Below are 17,620 nucleotides of genomic sequence, written 5' to 3'. Positions count from 1 at the left end.
AATGGCCGCCCGTCCCGCCCCCGACAAGAACTGTGAGCACATCGACCCGCGCGTGGAAGCGCTCGTCACCGAGCTGATCGGGCGTGTGGCGGACAAGTGGACGATGATCCTGCTCGAAGTGCTCGAGGAAAACGGCGTGCAGCGCTTCACCCAACTGGCCCGCGCCGTGCCCGACATCAGCCAGAAGATGCTGACCCAGACGCTGCGCCGCATGGAGCGGGACGGGATGCTGACGCGCACCGTCCATCCCGTAGTCCCGCCGCGAGTGGACTATGCCCTAACCCCGCTGGGCGAGACGCTGTCCGAGGCGTTCTGCGGCGTATGGATGTGGGCGGAAGCGAACCTCGAGCGCGTCGAACGCGCGCGAGAGGAATTCGACGCACGTTAATTCAGGAGGCTGCGCAGCAGTTCCATCGCGCTGCGCCGGGCCAGTCGCTCCGGGACGTAGACGACCGGGACGGCCTTTCCCTCGATCAGTTCGGCGACGTCGATGGTTTCCTTGAGCGCGATGCCGCAGCGGTCATGCGCGCGCCAGCGGACCTGTCCCTTGATCACCTGATCGCCGACGACAAGCTCTACCGCGACGCCGCGTGCAGGAGGCGCATCGACCAGCGCCAGCACACCGCGCGAGGAGGCATTCGCCAGCGTCGCCTCGGCAACGCGGCTACCGATGCGGATGTTGGCCTTGATGGCCAGCATCGTGCGCGTTTCCATCCGCTGACGGTGAATGAACATGCCCGCTCCCTGCAAAGAACCGGGTCCGAGTATACGGGATGAATGCCTAAAACGGAGTTAAATCGCCTTTAACATCCCGGCCCGCCTTCACGGCGGGCCGGGAGCGTGGATCACGCCGCCTTCTTCTTAAGGCGCCAGGCATGCAGCAGCGGCTCGGTATAGCCGCTCGGCTGCTCGACGCCCTTGAACACGAGGTCGCAGGCCGCCTGGAAGGCCATGCTGGTGTCCCAGTTGCCCGCCATCGGTTCATAGAGCGAATCGCCCGCATTCTGCGCATCGACCTTGGCGGCCATGCGCTTGAGCGATTCCATGACCTGCTCCTTCGAGCAGACACCGTGCAGCAGCCAGTTCGCCATGTGCTGGCTGGAGATGCGCAGCGTCGCGCGGTCCTCCATCAGCCCGACATCGTTGATGTCCGGCACCTTGGAGCAGCCGACGCCCTGGTCGATCCAGCGCACGACATAGCCGAGCAACCCTTGCGCATTGTTGTCGAGTTCCTCGCGAACCTCTTCCTCGGACCAGTTGGTGCCTTCGGCCAGCGGCACCAACAGTAGCAGGTCGAGCCCGGGAATGTCCTCATTGGCGATGCCTTCGCGCAGGCCAAAGACATCGACCTGGTGATAATGCATCGCGTGGAGTGTCGCAGCGGTCGGCGACGGCACCCAGGCAGTGTTAGCGCCGGTCTTCGGGTGGCCGATCTTCTGCTCCATCATGTCGCGCATCATGTCGGGCGCCGCCCACATCCCCTTGCCGATCTGCGCCACGCCCGAAAGACCATGGCGCAGGCCGATGGCGACGTTGCGCTTCTCGTAGGCCGCGATCCACGCCGAGCCCTTGATCGCGGCCTTGCGGATCATCGGACCCGCATGCATCGAGGTGTGAATCTCGTCGCCGGTGCGGTCGAGGAAGCCGGTGTTGATGAAAACGATACGGTCCTTCACCGCCTCGATGCAGGCCCCAAGGTTGGCCGAAGTACGGCGCTCCTCGTCCATTACGCCGACCTTGATGGTGTAGCGCGAGAGGCCCAGCAGGTCCTCCACCGCATCGAACAACGCGTTGGTGAAGGCGCACTCCTCAGGCCCATGCATCTTGGGCTTGACGATGTAGATGCTGCCCTCGCGGCTGTTGCCGTACTTCGTGAGGCCCCGAACGTCCTGCGTCGAGATCGCGCTGGTGATCACCGCGTCCATGACACCCTCGGGAATTTCCGAGCCATCGGGCAGCAGAATCGCCGGGTTGGTCATGAGGTGACCAACATTGCGCACGAACAGCAGCGAGCGGCCGGACAGCGCCTTCTCGGCCCCATCAGCAAGCGTCACCGTCTTGTCGGCCGCCAGTTCGCGCGTGAGCGTCCGGCCACCTTTTTCGAAGGTGTCGGTCAGGTCGCCCCGGATGATGCCAAGCCAATTGGAATAGCCGGCGATCTTGTCTTCGGCATCGACCGCCGCGACCGAATCCTCGAGATCGACGATGGTGGTCAGCGCGGCTTCAAGGACGATGTCAGCGATACCAGCCTTGTCCGTGCTGCCGACCTGGCTCGCGGCATCGACGACGACTTCGATGTTGAGCCCGTTGTTGGCGAACAGCAGGCCCTTGGCGGTACGACCGATGAACTGCGACGCGTCGGCGATTTCGACTGTATCGACATCTGCCAGATCAGCCCACGAGCCTGCCTTCAGCGGCACCGCCCGGTCGAGGAACGCCCGACCCGCCGCGATGACGGCGGTGCCGCGCACCGCGTCGTAGCCCGGCCCCTGCGCGGGCGCGGCGTCGAGCGCATCGGTGCCGTACCAGGCGTCGTAAAGGCTGCCCCAGCGGGCATTGGCGGCGTTCAGCAGAAAGCGCGCGTTGAGCACCGGCACGACCAGTTGCGGCCCGGCCATCGTCGCGATTTCGGGATCGACGCCCTGGGTGCCGATGGTGAAGTCGGCCGGTTCGGGCACGAGATAGCCGATCTCGCGCAGGAATGTCTGATACTCGGCCTGGTCGATCGGCTTGCCCGCACGCGCAAGGTGCCACTCGTCTATCCGGGCCTGAAGCGAATCGCGCTTGTCGAGGAGTGCGCGATTGCGCGGCGCAAACTCGGCCACGAGCGACGCGAAGCCCTGCCAGAAGCCGGCAGCATCCTGTCCGATCGGGGGCAGAACCTGCTCCTCCACGAACTTCGCCAGCCCCGCATCGACCTGCAGCCCCGAACGATCAACTCTGTCAGTCATTGCCATCTTCACCCTTTGGCCTCGCAATGGTTTGGAACGCGCACGGGTATCGTGCCACGCTCTCGTCAAATACCAAAACTGCCCTGGGGAAGGATGTGAGCCCTATGGCCGATGCGCACGGCCTTGGCAACCGCGCCGAAAGTATCGTCATCCATCAGTCGGTTGCGACGCCGGACACCTTTTACGGGCCCGTCCTGATTTATTAATCGTCGGAAACCCTTACATTCAAGGTTTCGTTAAGCACGAGACTCGGCGGGAACGCGCGGTTGGCACGAACGTTGCTGAACTGTGACCAGAACAAAGGGATGAAAATGCTCCGGAAAGTCGGTCGCCTGTTCGTGATCAAGAGCAACTGGGAAGCCTACATGATCATCTACGCCCTCGCGCTGGGCGCGGTGGAGCGTGGCAGTGTGTACCTTACCCGGTTCCCCGGATTCGGTGGCAAGCTCCTGTTCCTGGCCTGCACCGGCGCCGTATTCATGGCCGGCGCCAAAATCCTCGACTGCATCAAGTTCGAGAAGGCCGCGCTGCTTGCGAAGGCACAAGCCTCCTCTTCCGACCATGGGGTCGAGCGAAAGGCCGCGTAACTGTCAGAAACTCGCCCCGTCGATCTTTTTGACCGTCAGCGCATCAAGATCGGCGTCCGGCACGCAGCGCAGGTTTATCGCCGCCATCTTCGCGCCGTCCGGCCCCTCTCCTCGCGCAAAGGCCTCAACCCCGCAGGTCGGGCAGAACTGGTGCCCGATCACGTGCCGGTTGAAGCGATACTCGACGAGATCATCCGCCCCGCTCCCGATCGTCAGGGCCTCGTGCGGGACGAAGGCAAGGAGGAAGCCCTTGCGGCGGCAATGTGAGCAATTGCAACTCATCGCCTCTGCCGGGATTTCTCCGGAAACCGAGAACGTCACTTTGCCGCAATGGCAGCTGCCTGAAAATGTCATGGCTGAACCGTCCTTTCCGTGATGCGGCCGGAAGCCAGGAATGGAGCGGTGAGAGGTGGGGCGATTCTGTTGATAGGCTCGCCCCCAGCCCCCGGAATCCGCTTCTGTTACCCGGTGGGTCCAACCGTGTTCTAACTTTGTAACTTCAGGGCGTTAGCCCCTAGAATTACGCCGCGAGAGCAAGTGCTTCGTTGTCGTTGGCACTTATGAGTTTTGAGCCTTGAACGGGTTACTCAGCCCGGAAGAAAACACCGCTTTTCAACACACGTCGATCCTAGTTCGGCCCCGTCATCACCCCTGCGACAACAGGGTTGTTCCCGTATGGAAACGGGTGATGGTGGAGCCGCCGGGTACCGCCCCCGGGTCCGCTGCGTCTATTGCACGGGGCAATTTATCCTCATAGCCGACCGAGGCCGGCAGGAGCCCATATAGGGGCTCCCGCCTGAATGTGAAGTGAAACTGAAACCCGGCGGTTTACGCCTTGGGCTTGCGCAGTTCCTCGAGGATTTCCTTCAGCGCGATCAGTTGCGGATCAACCGGGGCTTCCGGTGCCGGAGCGGCTGCAGCGGCTTCGGCTTCCTGCTTCTTCACCGAATCGATCATCTTGTTGACCGAACGGACCAGCAGGAACAGGACGAAGGCGATAATCAGGAAATTGACCACCTGGGTGATGAACTCGCCGTAGCCGATCATCGGCACGCCGGCCGCCTTCAGCGCGGCATAGTCGGTAAGGCTGCCCTTGTAGTCCGCCGGTGCGTCGCCCAGCTGGAAGAAATACTTCGAGAAATCGATGCTGCCGAACAGCCAGCCGATTACCGGCATGATCATGTTCTCGTTCAGTGACGACACGATCTTGCCGAAGGCAGCACCGATCATCACACCGACTGCGAGGTCCAGCACGTTGCCGCGTGCAATGAACTTCTTGAATTCGTCTACGATTGCCATGCGCCTGGTTCCCCTTCTGCCGGCCAAATGGAAATAAATCTGAGTGCTGTTTGACACACTCCACCCGGCCCCTCAAACGTTTGTTAACCGACCGGGTTTCCACCGAGCCCGCCCGGCGTCCTTGATCCGCCATCGCGGAGCGCTATCTATCCCGTGGAAGCCGCCGGTTCGCCCGGCGCGCAGTGGAGGAACGAAGTCCGATGACGCTCTTCAACGCCCGCTCGGCAAAGACCGGTCTGGTTCTCGCGGCCGCGCTTTCGCTGTCCGCTTGTGGTTTCAACTCGGTGCCTACCAAGCAGGAGGCTGCCAAGGCCAAATGGGCCGATGTCGAGGCCGCTTTCCAGGAACGCTCGAACCTCGTTCCCAACCTTGCCGCCGTCGCCAAGGGTGCGGCCGAGCAGGAAAAGTCGATCCTCGTCGGCGTGACCGAGGCCCGCGCCAAGGCCACCTCGGTGCAGATCAGCGCCGACGACCTCGGCGACCCGAAGAAGATGGAGCAGTTCCAGCAGGCGCAAGCCAACCTTGGCGCCGGCATCGGCCGCCTGCTCGCCAGCGTGGAAGCCTATCCGGACATCAAGTCCAGCACCAACTACCAGATGCTGCAGAGCCAGCTTGAGGGCCAGGAAAACCGCATCCGCGTCGCCATCCGCGACTACAACGGCGCGGTTCAGGACTACAACACCGAAGTCCGCACTTTCCCCTCGATGATCGGCGCGCGCCTGCGCGGAGCCGATCCGCTGGTGCCCTACAAGGCCGTTACGCCCGGCGCCGAAGCCGCCCCGAGCCTCGAAGGAAAGCTCTGATCCGATGGCCCGCATCCGGGCCGTCTCGCTGGCCGCGCTTCTGTGCCTGCTGGCCCTCGTTTCGGGGGTTGGCAGCGCATGGGCGCAGGCCGCGCAACTGCAGTTCCCCAAACTCACGGGGCGCGTCGTCGATGCCGCGAACATCATCCCTGACGCCGAGGAAGCGCAACTGACGCAAAAGCTGGAGGCGCTGGAGAAGCAGTCGAAGCGCCAACTGGTGGTGGCGACGATCCCTTCGCTCAATGGCTACGAGATTTCCGACTACGGCTACCAACTCGGCCGCGCCTGGGGCATCGGGCAGAAGGGCGACAACAACGGCGCCATCCTCATCGTCGCGCCCAGCGAGCGCAAGGTGCGCATCGAGGTCGGCTACGGCCTCGAAGGCACACTGACCGATGGGATGAGCTTCCTCATCATCAACCAGCAGATCCTCCCCCGCTTTAAGGCCAACGATTACCCCGGCGGGATCGAGGCCGGCACCGACGCGATCATCAAGCAACTGACCCTGCCCCCCGAAGAGGCGCAGAAGATCGCCGCCCAGGCCGACAAGGCGCGCGCCGATCAGGGCGACGACATCTCGCTCGGCACGGTCATCTTCATTCTCTTCGTGATCTTCTTCTTCGTCCTGCCGATCATGCGCGCGGCCAGCCGCGGCGGACGGCGCAGCCGCTACGGCGGCATCGACACACCGATCATCTGGTTCCCCTCCAGTGGCGGCGACAGCTGGGGTGGCGGCGGTGGCTGGGGCGGTGGAGACGGCGGCGGCTTCTCCGGAGGCGGCGGCGATTTCGGCGGCGGCGGCGCGAGCGGGGACTGGTAGGCCATGGCAAGACCCAAATACCTCACCCCCGAGGACCACGAGCGCATCCGCGCCGCGGTGGCCGAGGCCGAACTGCTCAGTTCAGGCGAGATCGTCACGATGCTGACCGACCGATCGGACGGCTACACCGACGTCGCGCTGGCGTGGTCGGCCTTCGTGGCGTTCCTGGCCCTCTCCGCGCTGGCAATCGCGCCCGACCTCTACATGGGCCTCTACGACGCATTGATCGCCGACTGGGGCCATGAGTGGTCGCCGGGGATGATCCTCTCACTGGCGCTGGGCGTGGCGACGATCAAGTTCGCGGGGATGACGCTGCTGCAGCTGTGGCAGCCGCTCAAGTTCTTCCTGATCCCGGCGCCCATCCGCACCACCCGCGTCCACGGCCAGGCCACCCGCGCCTTCCGCATGAGCGCGGAGCGGCGCACCACCGGGCGCACCGGCATCCTCATCTACATCTCGATGCGCGAACACCGCGTCGAGATCCTCGCCGACGAGGCCATCGCCAGCAAAGTCGAGCCCGGCACCTGGGCCGACGCCATCGCCGCGATGCTGGGCGAACTGCGCGAGGGCCGCACCGCCGACGCCATGATCGCCGGCGTCGGCAAAGTCGGCGCGATCCTCTCCCTGCACGTCCCGCGCCTGCCGGACGACGTCAACGAACTGCCCGACGGAACCATCGAATTATGAGCATGCCGGATCATTACGACGCCGACCACCCCGTCGAGACGATGTGGGAAGGCCGCTTCATCACCGCGAAGAAGAAGGGCCGCTGGGAATACGTCGGCCGCGCGCGCGGCATCCGCGCGGCGGTGATCCTGGCGATCGACCCGGAAGACCACGTCATCCTTGTCGACCAATACCGCGTGCCGCTCGGCAAGCGCTGCATCGAACTCCCCGCAGGGCTTGTCGGCGACGATGACGATAAGGCCGATGAGCACGCCGCCACCGCCGCCGCACGCGAACTGGAGGAGGAAACCGGCTACCACGCAGGCCGCATCGAGAACCTCGGCGAGTTCTACTCTTCGCCCGGCATGGTCTCCGAAAGCTTCACGCTGTTCCGCGCGCACGATCTGGTGAAGGTCGGCGAAGGTGGCGGCGTCGACAGCGAGGACATCGTGGTGCACCGCGTCCCGCTTTCCGGACTTGCGCAGGCGCTCGAAAAATGGCGCGGCGAGGGATACGCGATCGACGTGAAGATGCTCACGCTACTCGGCCCGTCCATCCTCGGCTGACGTGCGCACCAACCCCGGCGTCTGCCAGCGCAAGGCGCGCTACGCCAGCGAGGCCGAGGCACTGGAAGTCGCCGCGCGGGCGCCCTTCCCGCTGCGTCCGTACAAGTGCGGGCTGTGCCGCAAGTATCACCTGACCAGCCGGACCAAGGGCATGAAGCTGCCGAAGTTCGAACTGGAGAGGCGATCGAGTAATTCCTCCCCGAGCTTGTCTCGGGGAAATGGCAGCCCGAAGGGCTGACGGAGGGGGAATTTCCGGAACTCGCGCCCTCCACCACCCGCTGCGCGGGCGGTTTCCCTCCCCGAGACAAGCTCGGGGAAGAATTTTGCTTACAGCGTCGTGAAGATCGCGCCGAAGTCCTTGCCGCCGTTGCCGGCCTCGACGAAGGCTTCGTAGATCTTCGTCGCGCGCTCGCCCATCGGCACAGTGGCGCCCGCCGTCTCAGCGCCGCCCATGGCGAGACGCAGATCCTTGAGCATCAGCGCCGAGGCGAAACCGCCCGCATAGCCATTGTCCGCAGGGCTGGCCGCGCCGACGCCCGGTGCCGGGGTATAGTCGTTGAGCGACCAGCAGTAGCCGGTGGACTTCGAGCTGATCTCATAGAACTTCTGCGGATCGAGGCCCGCCTTCTCGGCCAACGCCAGTGCCTCGCAGGTGCCGATCATGTGGACCGCGAGCAGCATGTTGTTGCACATCTTGGCAACCTGGCCCGCGCAGCTTTCGCCCGCGAGAATGACGGCTTTGGCCATCGGTTCGAGCACGACTTTCGCCTTCTCGAACGTGGCTGCCGGACCGCCCACCATGAAGGTCAGCGTGCCGCCGTTGGCCGCCGCGATGCCGCCCGAGACCGGGGCATCGACCATCTCGTAGCCCGCCGCCGTCGCCAGCTCGGCCACTTCGCGCGCCGTGGCGAGGTCGATGGTCGAGCAGTCGAGGAACAGCGCGCCCGCCGGGGCCTTGCCGATCACGTCGGCAGTGTAGACCGCCTTCACGATGCCGCCGTTGGGCAGCATCGTAACGACGGCATCGGCGTCCTTCACCGCGTCGGGGACGGCGGTGTAGGTGGCGCAGCCGTTCTCGGCCGCCTTGGCCAGTGCGTCGGCGGACAAGTCGAAGGCGTGAACTTCGTGGCCCGCCTTGACGAGGTTTGCGGCCATGCCGCCGCCCATATTGCCCAAGCCGATGAATGCGATCTTCATGGAATATCTCCCCTCCCGCTTGCGGGAGGGGCCGGGGGTGGGCCTTCTCCCGAAACTAATGGTGGACCTGTCTAAATCAGGCCCGCCCCTGCCCCCTCCCGCAAGCGGGAGGGGAATGCGACGTTACTTGCCCTTCCACACCCCGGGGCGCTTCTCGACGAAGGCGGCCATGCCTTCGGCCTTGTCCTCGGTGGCGGTGAGCACCTGGAACATGCGGCGTTCCAGCACGAGGCCGGTGTCGAGCGTGGTCTCGAAGGCGAGGTTAACCATTTCCTTGTTCATGGTCGCGGCGAGCGGCGGCATCGCGGCGATCGTCGCGGCCGACTTCAGCGCCGTCTCCAGCAGGTCGGCGAGCGGTACGACTTGGCTGACGAGACCCGAGCGCTCCGCCTCCGCAGCATCCATCATGCGGCCGGTGAGGCACATGTCCATGGCCTTCGACTTGCCGACGGCGCGGGTCAGGCGCTGCGAGCCGCCCATGCCCGGCGCGACGCCGAGCTTGATCTCGGGCTGGCCGAACTTCGCGTTTTCCGAGGCGATGATGAAGTCCGCCATCATCGCCAGTTCGCATCCGCCACCCAGCGCGAAACCGTTGACGGCCGCGATCCAGGGCTTGCGGGTGGTCTTGACGATCTGGCTGGTCCAGCCAGCGAAGAAGTCCTCCGAATAGAACTCGGCGCTGGGCTTGTCCGACATCTCCTTGATGTCGGCGCCAGCCGCGAAGGCCTTCTCGCCCGAACCGGTGATGACCGCGCAGCCCTGCGACGGGTCTGCCTCGAAGGCGGCGAAGGCCGCGATCAGATCGGCCAGAACCTTCGAATTCAGCGCGTTGAGTGCCTGCGGACGGTTGAGCGTGATGAGCGTGACGCCGCCCTTCTGCTCGACCAGGATCGTTTCGTACGTGCTCATAGGGGCTTCCATTCCTCTTCGGGGGAAAGGGGCGCGAAGATCGCGTCCAGCATCTCTTCGGTCACGCCTTCGGGCGTAGCCGGGTTCCATTGCGGATTCTGGTCCTTGTCGACGATGACCGCGCGCACGCCCTCGGCAAAGTCCGGCAGGACCAGCACGCGGCCGCCGAGGCGGTATTCCATCGCCATGTTCTGCGCGAACGTCTCCAGCCCCAGCGAGGCTTCGAGCTGGCGCAGCGAGACCTTGCAAGCCTGCGGGCTCTTGGTGCGCAGGCTCGCGAGTTCCTTCACCGCCCATTCGCCACCGTCGCTTTCGAGCGAGGCCAACACCTGCTCCAGCGTGTCGAAGGCGAAGTGCTTGCGGATCGCTCCGGCGTTGGCGGCAACTTTGGGTTCGGGTGCCTTGACCGAGAGCGCGGCGAGGACGCCGCCGATTTCGTCGCCCGCAGCAATCCGGCTCTTGGCCTCAGCCAGCGCTTCGGACGGCAGGTAGTGGGTGGAAAGACCCGCCCAAAGGCATTCCGCGCCGTCGAAGCGCGCGCCGGTGAGCGCCAGGAACTGGCCCACGCGGCCGTCGAGGCGCGAGAGATACCAGCCGCCGCCGACGTCGGGGAACAGGCCGATGCCGGTTTCGGGCATGGCGTAGCGGGTGTTCTCGGTCGCCACGCGGTACTTGGCAGGCTGCGAGATGCCGACGCCGCCGCCCATGGTGATGCCATCCATGAAGGCGACGATCGGCTTGTCGTACGTGAACAGCTGGTGGTTGAGGCGGTATTCCTCGAAGAAGAACCTGCGCCCCTCCACGCCGCCATCGTTGAGGGCGGAATGGCGCAGCAGGTTGATGTCGCCGCCCGAACAGAAGCCGCGCCCTTCGGCGTGGTCGATCAGCACGACTTCCACTGCGTCGTCGGTGGCCCAAGCGGTCAGCTGCGCGCTCATCGCCTCGCACATGGCAAGGGTCAGCGCATGGATTGCCTTGGGGCGGTTGAGCGATATGACGCCTGCGACGCCTTCGCGCCGGAACAGCACTTCGTCAGTCATGAAGGCCCCCTTACTTGACCAGTTCGCGGCCGACGATCATGCGCATGACCTCGTTGGTGCCTTCGAGGATGCGATGGACCCGAAGGTCCCGCCAGAAGCGCTCGATCGGATAGTCCTTGAGGTAGCCGTAGCCGCCGAAGATCTGCAGCGCGCGGTCCACCACCGAGGAGCCGGTGTCGGTGGCGATCAGCTTGGCCATGGCGGAGAAGCGCGTCTTGTCGGGCGCGCCCGCCGTCACCTTGGCGGCGGCGAGGTAGAGCAGCGCGCGCGCGGCTTCGAGCTCGGCAGCCATGTCGGCGAGGCGGAACTGGGTGTTCTGGAACTCGGCGATCGGCTGGTCGAACTGCTTGCGGTCCTTGGCGTACTGCACCGCCTCGTCGAGGCAGCGCTGCGCTCCGCCCAGCGAGCAGGCGCCGATGTTGAGGCGGCCGCCGTCGAGGCCCGCCATCGCGAACTTGAAGCCGTCACCCTCGGCGCCGACGCGGTTCTCGGCCGGGATGCGCGCGTCCTCGAACACCACCTGCGCGGTGGGCGAGCTGTTCCACCCCAGCTTCTTCTCCGGCGCACCGAAGCTGACGCCGGGGGTGTCCTTGTCGACCACGAAGCAGGAGATACCGCGCGACTTGTGCTCGCCGGTGCGGGCCATGACGACGTAGACGTCGTTGACGCCGCCGCCCGAGATGAACTGCTTGGTGCCGTTGAGGACGTAGTGGTCGCCATCCAGCCGCGCCGTCGTCTTGAGCGCCGCCGCGTCCGATCCCGAGCCGGGTTCGGTCAGGCAGTAGGACGCGATCTTCTCCATCGACACGAGGTCTGGCAGGTAGCGGTCCTTGAGCTGCTGGTCGCCGAATTTGTCGATCATCCACGCGCCCATGTTGTGGATCGAGATATAGGCGCTGGTCGCCGGGCAGCCGTACGACATGGCCTCCATGATGAGCGCCGCGTCGAGACGGCCAAGGCCGATGCCGCCGCTTTCCTCGGACACGTAGATCGCGCCGAAGCCCAGTTCGCCCGCGGCCTTCCAGACGTCGACGGGATAGTGATGCTGCTCGTCCCACTCCGCCGCGACGGGGGTGATCCGGTCGGCGGTGAACCGCTGCGCCGTTTCCTGGATCGCGAGCTGGTCTTCGGTGAGGCCAAACTGTTCGGTCATCGTGATTCCTGTTTGGCCATGAGGCCCTGTTTCGTCATGGGCGCTGTCAACCGCAGCGGGTGTATGTGAGCGGTCCCGGCATCGCGTCCTTGCCGTAGTCCCGCCGGATCATCGTCTTACCGTCCTCAGCCACGTCGAGGACGACGTCGTTGGTCCAGCTCTGGCCTTCGCCGGTGTAGTCGAAGGTGCCCCGGATGCGGCTTTCGCCGGCTTCCTTGATTTCGCCCAGCTTCGCGACCGACTCGTAGAACTTGAGCTGGTCGGCCGAGACTTCGAGCAGGCCCTTCGCATCGCCCTTCGTACTGGTGCAGTCGGCCGGGACGAGGCCCCAGCGGCCGCGGATCGTCTCGGGGATTTCCGATGCGCTCGCGCCGCCGCCGGCATCGAGCCCCGCTTCGCTCGCCTCGACCGGGGCGGGCGATTCCTGGAACACTTCCTCGGTCTCCGTCGGCGCCGCCGAGGTGGCGGGCGTCGCGGGCTCTTTCGAGCAGGCACCCAGCGCCAGCGCGGCGGTCAAGGCGAGAAAGGGAAGCGTGCGGGTCATCGGTCATCTCCAAGCGCGGCACCGGATAAAACGTGTGGAACGCTCCACCCCTCTATCCGGTTGCCGCACGAAGATCAGCCCACCAGTGCGATGATGTCCTTGCCGAACAGCGCTTCGTCCGACGGGATCACCTTGTGCTGTGCCAGCGGCTTCGACACCCAGGTCTCGTTGATGAGATCGCGCCACGTCACGTTGTTGTTGGTGCCGTTGCCGCCCCACGAGCCGCAGCCCAGCGAGAAGGTCTGGCGCATGCCGTTCCACACGTTGCCCGAATTGGACGCCGACTGCGGCTGGTTCACCATCACACGGCTGGTCTTGGTGCCCTCGGCCAGCTTCATGATGTTGGCGTCGCTCTGCGAGTAGATGCCGCAGGAATGGCCCTGGCCCTGGTAGCCCTGGATGGCGTTGGTCAGGCGGATCGCCTCGTCGATGTCCTTCGCGCGGTAGAGCGCCATGGTGACGGTCATCTTCTCGCCCGAGAACTTGTAGTCCGGGCCGTAGCCGGTTTCGGGCACGATGAAGAAGGCGGTGCCTTCGGGGATCGCGAAGCCGGCATAATCGGCGATGAACTTGGCCGACTGGGCGACGACCTTGGCGTTGATGTGCTCGCCGTCTTCCCAGATCGCGTTCTGCAGCTTGGTCTTGTTCTCACCCTCGATGATGAAGCCGCCCTTGGCCTTCAGCTTTTCGAGCATGGTGTCGTAGATCGCGTCGAGCAGGATCACCGCGTTGTCCGACGAGCACGAAGCGGCATAGTCCAGCGTCTTCGACAGCAGGATCTTGGCGGCGGCGTCATCGAGGTCGGCGGTGTCGTCGACGGTGATGACCGCGTTGCCCACGCCCACGCCCAGCGCCGGAGTGCCCGACGAATAGGCCGCCTTCACCATCGGCGTGCCGCCGGTGGCGAGGATGCGGTCGCACTGCTTCATGACTTCGTTGGTCTTTTCGACCGAGGGCTGCTCGATCGGGATCACGAGGTCGGCGGGCGCGCCCATCTTGACCAGTGCATCGCGCATCAGGTTGCAGATCTTGGCGTTGATGAACTTGGCGCGCGGGTGCGGGCAGATGATGATCGAGTTGCGGCCCTTGACCGCGCTGATCGCCTTGATGACCGGGGTGGCCTCGGGGTTGGTCGAGGGCGAGAGCGCACCGATCACGCCGACCGGCTTGGCCAGCTTGACGATGTTGCGCTCGGGGATCTCGTCGATAATGCCGACCGACTTGTCGTCGATGATGTCGTAGAGAGTGGCGCGGGTCTTGACCGAAATCTTCTTGAACTTGCCCTCGTAGTTGCCGAGCTGGGTTTCCTCGACGGTCTCGCGGGCGATTTCCTCGTCCATGCCGGGCTTGCACACAGCGTAAACCATGCCGCGGATCCAGGTGTCGACCTGCTCCTGCGTGGCGTTTTCGATCTGCGCCTGCGCGGCGCGCGAACGGGCGACCAGTTCGGCGACTTCGGCGGCGACGGGGGTTTCGGCGATCAGTTCGGCAGTGGCCATGTCCATCTTCCCTTAAAATTTGCGCGCAGGTGTCCGGCGAGGCCCCGCGTTTCGCTGGCATCCGGATCGTCCCTCGCCTTCACGAGTAGGCGATCCGCCACACACTCCTCACCTGCACCTTTGAGCAGGGCGAAGCAAGTTTAATTAATCGCGCGATTAAAACGCCGGGTTGCAAAAACAGCATCTGAGGACGCGGTTCGTGCAATGATCGCCCGCCGGACGATTTCGCCATGAATACCGGTGCCCCCTTGCCCGGCACAGGCCTTACAGGCACTAGGGATGCACGATATCGCGATGGCGCTTCCGTTCGGAAATGCTAACTGCGGTTCCATATGACGAACACCCGGCGCGCGAGATCGGCGCCGGCACAACAGACGAAGGTGACATGCGCGTGAGTGAGACGACCATCGATGCGGCGGAATTCCGTAAGGTCCTGGGCACCTATCCCACCGGCGTCTGCGTCATCACCGCGCTGGACGAAGGCAAGCCGGCCGGCATGGTGGTCGGCAGCTTCACCTCGGTATCGCTCGACCCGCCACTGGTCGGCTTCTTCCCGGACAAGTCATCGACCTCGTGGCCGCTGATCGAGAAGGCCGGCCACTTCTGCGTGAACGTCATGGCCAGCGACCAGGGGCCGGTCTGCAAAGCCGTCACCGCCAAGGGCGAAGCCAAGTTCGTCGGCGTCGAATACGCCATCTCGGATCATGACCTGCCGGTCATCGCCGACTCCATCGCCGCGATCGAGTGCAAGCTCTACTCGGTGACCGAAGCGGGCGATCACTGGTTCGTGCTGGGCCAGGTGCTGCGCATGGAGACCGTGCGCGAGGACGAGCCGATGCTGTTCCATCGCGGCCGCTACGGCAGCTTCGCGGAGAAGATGTAACAATCCCGTCGTCCCGGACTTGCTCCGGGGCGACGTATCGCTTCGGCGGTTTGACTCTCCCGGCACATATGCTGTTCACCTGTTCAGCATTATTGATCCGGGAGAGCATTGCACATGACACGTTCGCTTGACGGCAAAGTCGCCGTCGTCACCGGCGCGGGTTCGGGGATCGGCCGGGGCATCGCGCTGCGGCTGGCCGAGGACAAGGCCGCCATTGCGGTGTGGGACCTCAACCCCGAAGGCGCGGCAGAGACGGTGAAGCAGATCGAGGCGGCGGGCGGCAAGGCGCTGGCCATCACCGTCGACTGCTCGGACAAGGCCGCGATCAGGGCTGCTGCCGACGAGACCCGCGCGAAGTTCGGCGCCATCACCATCCTCGTCAACAACGCCGGCATCGCACCGTTCACGCCGTTCATGGACGTGCCGGAAGAGGAATTCGACAAGGTTATCCGCATCAACCTCAAGGGTCCCTGGCTAGTGACCCGGGAGATCGTGCCGGACATGCTGGCCGCCAGTTGGGGGCGGATCATCAACATCACCTCCTCTTCCACGCAGTCGGGTTCGTTCGCGCAGAGCCATTACGTCGCCTCGAAGGGCGGGCTGCTGGGGCTGACCAAGGCGCTGGCAATGGAACTGGGCAAGACCGGGATCACCGCCAACATGATCCCCCCCGGCTCGATCGACACCCCCATGCTGCGCGGCGCGCCGATCGACGCGGATGCCTATGGCGCCTCGCTGCCGGTCGGGCGGCTCGGCCAGGTGGCGGACATCGCGGCGGCGGCGGCGTTCCTCGCTTCCGATGAAGCGGGCTACATGACCGGGCAGACGATCAGCACCAACGGCGGCCGCTACATGGGTTCGGCCTGAGCCATCCTGGGTCCCGGGCTTGCCCCGGGACCGGCGGCGGCCTTTAGGCGAGAGCTGCGACGGGTGCTTTCATCCCGGCGCGCCGCGCTTTAAAGTCCTGGCATGACCTCGCAATTCCGCATCCCCGTGGGCGGCGCCGTCCTCAGCGGCGAGCGCCGCGACGCCCCCGGAACCCCGCTGGTACTGGCACACGGCTTCGGCGGATCGCGGCGCGACTGGGACCCGCTGGTCGCCGCCCTCACCGTGCCGCGCCCGTTGATCGCCTACGATCAGCGCGGCTTCGGCGACTCCGACATAGGCACCGACATTGACGACTCGGCTTATTCGCATGCCGACGACCTCCTCGCCGTGCTCGATGCGCTGGGGATCGCCGAGGCGGACTTGTGCGGCATGTCGCTGGGCGGCGCGACGGTACTGAACTTCGCGCTAGACCACCCCGAGCGGGTGCGGCGGCTGGTTCTGGTGAGCCCCCTGATGGTCGGCTGGACCTGGACCGCCGACTGGGTCGAGCGCTGGAAGGCGATCGGCCGCGCCGCCCGCGCAGGCGACATGGCGCAGGCCCGCGCGCTGTGGTGGGAGCACCCGCTGTTCGACGCGGTGCGGGAAACCCCCGCCGCAGCCGCCATGCGCGCCTCGATCGAGGCTTTCCACGGCCGCCAGTGGGTGCAGGACGCCCAGCGCCCCGCCCTCCCCGACAGCGAGCGGCTGGGCCAGCTCGCGATGCCGGCCCTGCTGCTGACCGGCGGGTGCGACACCGCCGACTTCCGCATGATCGCCCAGGCCATCGCCGCGATGGGACAGCGCGTCATCCGCATAGACCATGAAGCGGCGGGGCACATGCTCAACCTCGAAATGCCCGGGACGATCGCGGCCGAGATAGAGCGGTTCCTCGGCTAGACCGGTGCATCCTCCACCATCATCGCCGCCGCGCGCGCATCGAGAATATCCTGCAAATGGTTGACCGGATCGCCGCGCCGGTCATGTGCCGCGCGGTCGCTGGCGAGGAACAGCGCGACTTGGGCCGCGTCCTTCGGGCTCTCCCGCCACTTGATGAGCTGGTTGGAGAGGTAGACCGCGTTCACCCCCTCCTCGATCCCCGCCGCCAGCGCGGTGTCGGCGCCCGCCTGCCCGAACGAGGACAGCCCGGTGCGCACATGTCCCGGCACCAGGCAGTTCAGCCGGATGCCATGCCGTGCAAGGTCGATGGCCGAGGACTTGGCGAACTGGATCAGCGCCGCCTTGGAAGCCCGGTAGGTCATCATCCCCATGCCCGCCAGCGTCCCCGCGATCGACGCGTTGCTGAGGATCACCCCGCCCCGCCCTTGCCTGCGCCTCACCCGCGCCGCATTGCGCGTCCCCAGCATCGGCCCCAGCACGTTGACGCGCATCACCCGGTCGAAGTCGGACAGCTCGTCGTCGAGGAAGTTCGGCCAGGGGCAGGTCGATATGAAGACCGCCGAGGGCCTCGACCTCGTCAAGCGCATGGTCGCCACGGCCGACATCCTGATCGACAACATCCGCTACGGCGATTCCACCGCAGGCGCCTGCGCGGCGCTCGCCTGCGTGGCGGCGCTTCATCACCGCGAAAGCACCGGTGAGGGCCGGTTCATCGATCTATCCGCCGTGGAAGCGATGACCGGCCTCGTCGGCGACAGCCTTTTCGCCGCGAGCGTCATCGGGTGCGGTGCCGGAGGCCGACGGCAACTTCCATCCCGAGATGTGCCCGCACAGCGCATACCCTTGCGCGGAGCACGGCGGGACAAGTATCGCAGTGGCGAACGAAGCCGAATGGCAGGCGTTGTGCCAAGTGCTGCAAGCCCCCGCGCTGGCCGCCGA

General features: G+C 65.4%; 22 protein-coding genes, 1 other RNA gene and 1 pseudogene. 12 read left to right on the top strand and 12 right to left on the bottom strand.

The genetic code is table 11. The annotated features are described in order from the left end of the window. The first annotated feature begins 1 nt into the window (after position 1). The gene (locus tag LH128_RS14650) at positions 2 to 388 is read left to right on the top strand and encodes a winged helix-turn-helix transcriptional regulator (protein WP_008830427.1); all 387 of its coding nucleotides are present in this window, start codon (positions 2 to 4) and stop codon (positions 386 to 388) included. Here the strand turns inward: LH128_RS14650 and LH128_RS14645 are convergent. Both LH128_RS14645 and LH128_RS14640 read right to left on the bottom strand, forming a co-directional pair. Then, on the bottom strand, positions 385 to 735 hold the full coding sequence (locus LH128_RS14645; RefSeq protein ID WP_008830426.1) for a hypothetical protein: 351 nt from the start codon (positions 733 to 735) through the stop codon (positions 385 to 387). The genes LH128_RS14650 and LH128_RS14645 overlap by 4 nt on opposite strands. Before the next feature lie 110 nt (positions 736 to 845). Next, on the bottom strand, positions 846 to 2,951 hold the full coding sequence (locus LH128_RS14640) for a malate synthase G (RefSeq protein ID WP_008830425.1): 2,106 nt from the start codon (positions 2,949 to 2,951) through the stop codon (positions 846 to 848). Positions 2,952 to 3,262: 311 nt separating this feature from the next. Between LH128_RS14640 and LH128_RS14635 the strand changes: the two genes are divergently transcribed. Next, positions 3,263 to 3,538 (top strand): hypothetical protein, encoded by a 276-nt coding sequence (locus LH128_RS14635; RefSeq protein ID WP_008830424.1) that lies wholly within the window; start codon positions 3,263 to 3,265, stop codon positions 3,536 to 3,538. A gap of 3 nt (positions 3,539 to 3,541) precedes the next feature. Here the strand turns inward: LH128_RS14635 and LH128_RS14630 are convergent, their stop codons facing one another. From LH128_RS14630 to mscL, 3 genes are all read right to left on the bottom strand, one after another. Beyond that, the gene (locus tag LH128_RS14630) at positions 3,542 to 3,892 is read right to left on the bottom strand and encodes a GFA family protein (RefSeq protein ID WP_008830423.1); all 351 of its coding nucleotides are present in this window, start codon (positions 3,890 to 3,892) and stop codon (positions 3,542 to 3,544) included. Positions 3,893 to 3,985: 93 nt separating this feature from the next. After that, positions 3,986 to 4,349: a transfer-messenger RNA gene (ssrA, locus tag LH128_RS32180) on the bottom strand. Positions 4,350 to 4,366: 17 nt separating this feature from the next. Next, entirely contained in the window at positions 4,367 to 4,837 is a 471-nt protein-coding gene (gene mscL / locus LH128_RS14625) for a large conductance mechanosensitive channel protein MscL (RefSeq protein ID WP_008830422.1), read from the bottom strand. Between the two features lie 200 nt (positions 4,838 to 5,037). Between mscL and LH128_RS14620 the strand changes: the two genes are divergently transcribed. From LH128_RS14620 to LH128_RS14600, 5 genes are read left to right on the top strand one after another with little or no spacing between them, the layout of a single operon-like run. Next, complete coding sequence (locus LH128_RS14620; protein WP_008830421.1) at positions 5,038 to 5,640, top strand: LemA family protein; 603 nt, start codon at positions 5,038 to 5,040, stop codon at positions 5,638 to 5,640. A 4-nt stretch (positions 5,641 to 5,644) separates the two neighbouring features. After that, positions 5,645 to 6,460 carry a TPM domain-containing protein gene (locus tag LH128_RS14615; protein WP_008830420.1) on the top strand — a complete coding sequence of 272 codons (816 nt, stop codon included), beginning with the start codon at positions 5,645 to 5,647 and terminating at the stop codon, positions 6,458 to 6,460. Positions 6,461 to 6,463: 3 nt separating this feature from the next. After that, positions 6,464 to 7,147 (top strand): TPM domain-containing protein, encoded by a 684-nt coding sequence (locus tag LH128_RS14610; protein WP_008830419.1) that lies wholly within the window; start codon positions 6,464 to 6,466, stop codon positions 7,145 to 7,147. Next, complete coding sequence (locus tag LH128_RS14605; RefSeq protein WP_008830418.1) at positions 7,144 to 7,692, top strand: NUDIX hydrolase; 549 nt, start codon at positions 7,144 to 7,146, stop codon at positions 7,690 to 7,692. The genes LH128_RS14610 and LH128_RS14605 overlap by 4 nt, the downstream gene beginning before the upstream one ends. Before the next feature lies 1 nt (position 7,693). Further along, positions 7,694 to 7,930 carry a hypothetical protein gene (locus LH128_RS14600; protein ID WP_008830417.1) on the top strand — a complete coding sequence of 79 codons (237 nt, stop codon included), beginning with the start codon at positions 7,694 to 7,696 and terminating at the stop codon, positions 7,928 to 7,930. 89 nt (positions 7,931 to 8,019) lie between these two features. Here the strand turns inward: LH128_RS14600 and mmsB are convergent, their stop codons facing one another. From mmsB to LH128_RS14570, 6 genes are all read right to left on the bottom strand, one after another. Further along, positions 8,020 to 8,889 (bottom strand): 3-hydroxyisobutyrate dehydrogenase, encoded by an 870-nt coding sequence (gene mmsB / locus LH128_RS14595; RefSeq protein ID WP_008830416.1) that lies wholly within the window; start codon positions 8,887 to 8,889, stop codon positions 8,020 to 8,022. 123 nt (positions 8,890 to 9,012) lie between these two features. Then, complete coding sequence (locus LH128_RS14590; protein WP_008830415.1) at positions 9,013 to 9,798, bottom strand: enoyl-CoA hydratase-related protein; 786 nt, start codon at positions 9,796 to 9,798, stop codon at positions 9,013 to 9,015. Further along, positions 9,795 to 10,838: an enoyl-CoA hydratase/isomerase family protein gene (locus LH128_RS14585; RefSeq protein WP_008830414.1), complete on the bottom strand. Its 1,044-nt coding sequence runs from the start codon at positions 10,836 to 10,838 to the stop codon at positions 9,795 to 9,797. The genes LH128_RS14590 and LH128_RS14585 overlap by 4 nt, the downstream gene beginning before the upstream one ends. A gap of 10 nt (positions 10,839 to 10,848) precedes the next feature. Further along, a complete protein-coding gene (locus tag LH128_RS14580) occupies positions 10,849 to 11,991 on the bottom strand; it encodes an acyl-CoA dehydrogenase family protein (protein WP_008830413.1) in 1,143 nt (380 codons plus the stop codon). Positions 11,992 to 12,037: 46 nt separating this feature from the next. Continuing rightward, a complete protein-coding gene (locus LH128_RS14575) occupies positions 12,038 to 12,535 on the bottom strand; it encodes a hypothetical protein (RefSeq protein ID WP_008830412.1) in 498 nt (165 codons plus the stop codon). A 74-nt stretch (positions 12,536 to 12,609) separates the two neighbouring features. Further along, the gene (locus LH128_RS14570) at positions 12,610 to 14,034 is read right to left on the bottom strand and encodes an aldehyde dehydrogenase family protein (protein WP_008830411.1); all 1,425 of its coding nucleotides are present in this window, start codon (positions 14,032 to 14,034) and stop codon (positions 12,610 to 12,612) included. Between the two features lie 391 nt (positions 14,035 to 14,425). Between LH128_RS14570 and LH128_RS14565 the strand changes: the two genes are divergently transcribed. From LH128_RS14565 to LH128_RS14555, 3 genes are all read left to right on the top strand, one after another. Continuing rightward, a complete protein-coding gene (locus LH128_RS14565) occupies positions 14,426 to 14,917 on the top strand; it encodes a flavin reductase family protein (protein WP_036523302.1) in 492 nt (163 codons plus the stop codon). A gap of 114 nt (positions 14,918 to 15,031) precedes the next feature. Further along, a complete protein-coding gene (locus tag LH128_RS14560; protein WP_008830409.1) occupies positions 15,032 to 15,784 on the top strand; it encodes an SDR family NAD(P)-dependent oxidoreductase in 753 nt (250 codons plus the stop codon). A gap of 102 nt (positions 15,785 to 15,886) precedes the next feature. Continuing rightward, positions 15,887 to 16,681, top strand: a complete 795-nt coding sequence (locus LH128_RS14555; protein WP_008830408.1) for an alpha/beta fold hydrolase — start codon at positions 15,887 to 15,889, stop codon at positions 16,679 to 16,681. Here LH128_RS14555 and LH128_RS14550 read toward each other — a convergent pair. Next, positions 16,678 to 17,262, bottom strand: coding sequence for an SDR family NAD(P)-dependent oxidoreductase (locus tag LH128_RS14550; RefSeq protein ID WP_327195168.1), 585 nt, complete (start codon positions 17,260 to 17,262; stop codon positions 16,678 to 16,680). The two genes, LH128_RS14555 and LH128_RS14550, sit on opposite strands and share 4 nt — an antisense overlap. On the opposite strand from LH128_RS14550, the pseudogene LH128_RS34560 reads away from it, so the two are divergent. Next, positions 17,231 to 17,392 (top strand): annotated as a pseudogene (locus LH128_RS34560) (CaiB/BaiF CoA transferase family protein); the annotation flags it as partial. The gene LH128_RS14550 and the pseudogene LH128_RS34560 sit on opposite strands and share 32 nt — an antisense overlap. A 109-nt stretch (positions 17,393 to 17,501) precedes the next feature. Continuing rightward, positions 17,502 to 17,620 (top strand): hypothetical protein (locus LH128_RS34555; protein WP_327195171.1); only part of this gene is annotated, 119 nt, incomplete at its 3' end.

The sequence above is a fragment of the Sphingomonas sp. LH128 genome (assembly GCF_000293195.2).
Classification (GTDB): Bacteria; Pseudomonadota; Alphaproteobacteria; order Sphingomonadales; family Sphingomonadaceae; genus Novosphingobium; species Novosphingobium resinovorum_A.
Note: the sequence above shows the minus strand (reverse complement) of the source record. Positions and strands in the feature narration are given on the sequence as shown.

Coding starts and splice junctions, on each gene's coding strand:
- LH128_RS14650 (WP_008830427.1), top strand. CDS start 2: ATGGCCGCCCGTCCCGCCCCCGACAAGAACTGTGAGCACATCGACCCG.
- LH128_RS14645 (WP_008830426.1), bottom strand. CDS start 735: ATGTTCATTCACCGTCAGCGGATGGAAACGCGCACGATGCTGGCCATC.
- LH128_RS14640 (WP_008830425.1), bottom strand. CDS start 2,951: ATGACTGACAGAGTTGATCGTTCGGGGCTGCAGGTCGATGCGGGGCTG.
- LH128_RS14635 (WP_008830424.1), top strand. CDS start 3,263: ATGCTCCGGAAAGTCGGTCGCCTGTTCGTGATCAAGAGCAACTGGGAA.
- LH128_RS14630 (WP_008830423.1), bottom strand. CDS start 3,892: ATGACATTTTCAGGCAGCTGCCATTGCGGCAAAGTGACGTTCTCGGTT.
- mscL (WP_008830422.1), bottom strand. CDS start 4,837: ATGGCAATCGTAGACGAATTCAAGAAGTTCATTGCACGCGGCAACGTG.
- LH128_RS14620 (WP_008830421.1), top strand. CDS start 5,038: ATGACGCTCTTCAACGCCCGCTCGGCAAAGACCGGTCTGGTTCTCGCG.
- LH128_RS14615 (WP_008830420.1), top strand. CDS start 5,645: ATGGCCCGCATCCGGGCCGTCTCGCTGGCCGCGCTTCTGTGCCTGCTG.
- LH128_RS14610 (WP_008830419.1), top strand. CDS start 6,464: ATGGCAAGACCCAAATACCTCACCCCCGAGGACCACGAGCGCATCCGC.
- LH128_RS14605 (WP_008830418.1), top strand. CDS start 7,144: ATGAGCATGCCGGATCATTACGACGCCGACCACCCCGTCGAGACGATG.
- mmsB (WP_008830416.1), bottom strand. CDS start 8,889: ATGAAGATCGCATTCATCGGCTTGGGCAATATGGGCGGCGGCATGGCC.
- LH128_RS14590 (WP_008830415.1), bottom strand. CDS start 9,798: ATGAGCACGTACGAAACGATCCTGGTCGAGCAGAAGGGCGGCGTCACG.
- LH128_RS14585 (WP_008830414.1), bottom strand. CDS start 10,838: ATGACTGACGAAGTGCTGTTCCGGCGCGAAGGCGTCGCAGGCGTCATA.
- LH128_RS14580 (WP_008830413.1), bottom strand. CDS start 11,991: ATGACCGAACAGTTTGGCCTCACCGAAGACCAGCTCGCGATCCAGGAA.
- LH128_RS14575 (WP_008830412.1), bottom strand. CDS start 12,535: ATGACCCGCACGCTTCCCTTTCTCGCCTTGACCGCCGCGCTGGCGCTG.
- LH128_RS14570 (WP_008830411.1), bottom strand. CDS start 14,034: ATGGCCACTGCCGAACTGATCGCCGAAACCCCCGTCGCCGCCGAAGTC.
- LH128_RS14560 (WP_008830409.1), top strand. CDS start 15,032: ATGACACGTTCGCTTGACGGCAAAGTCGCCGTCGTCACCGGCGCGGGT.
- LH128_RS14555 (WP_008830408.1), top strand. CDS start 15,887: ATGACCTCGCAATTCCGCATCCCCGTGGGCGGCGCCGTCCTCAGCGGC.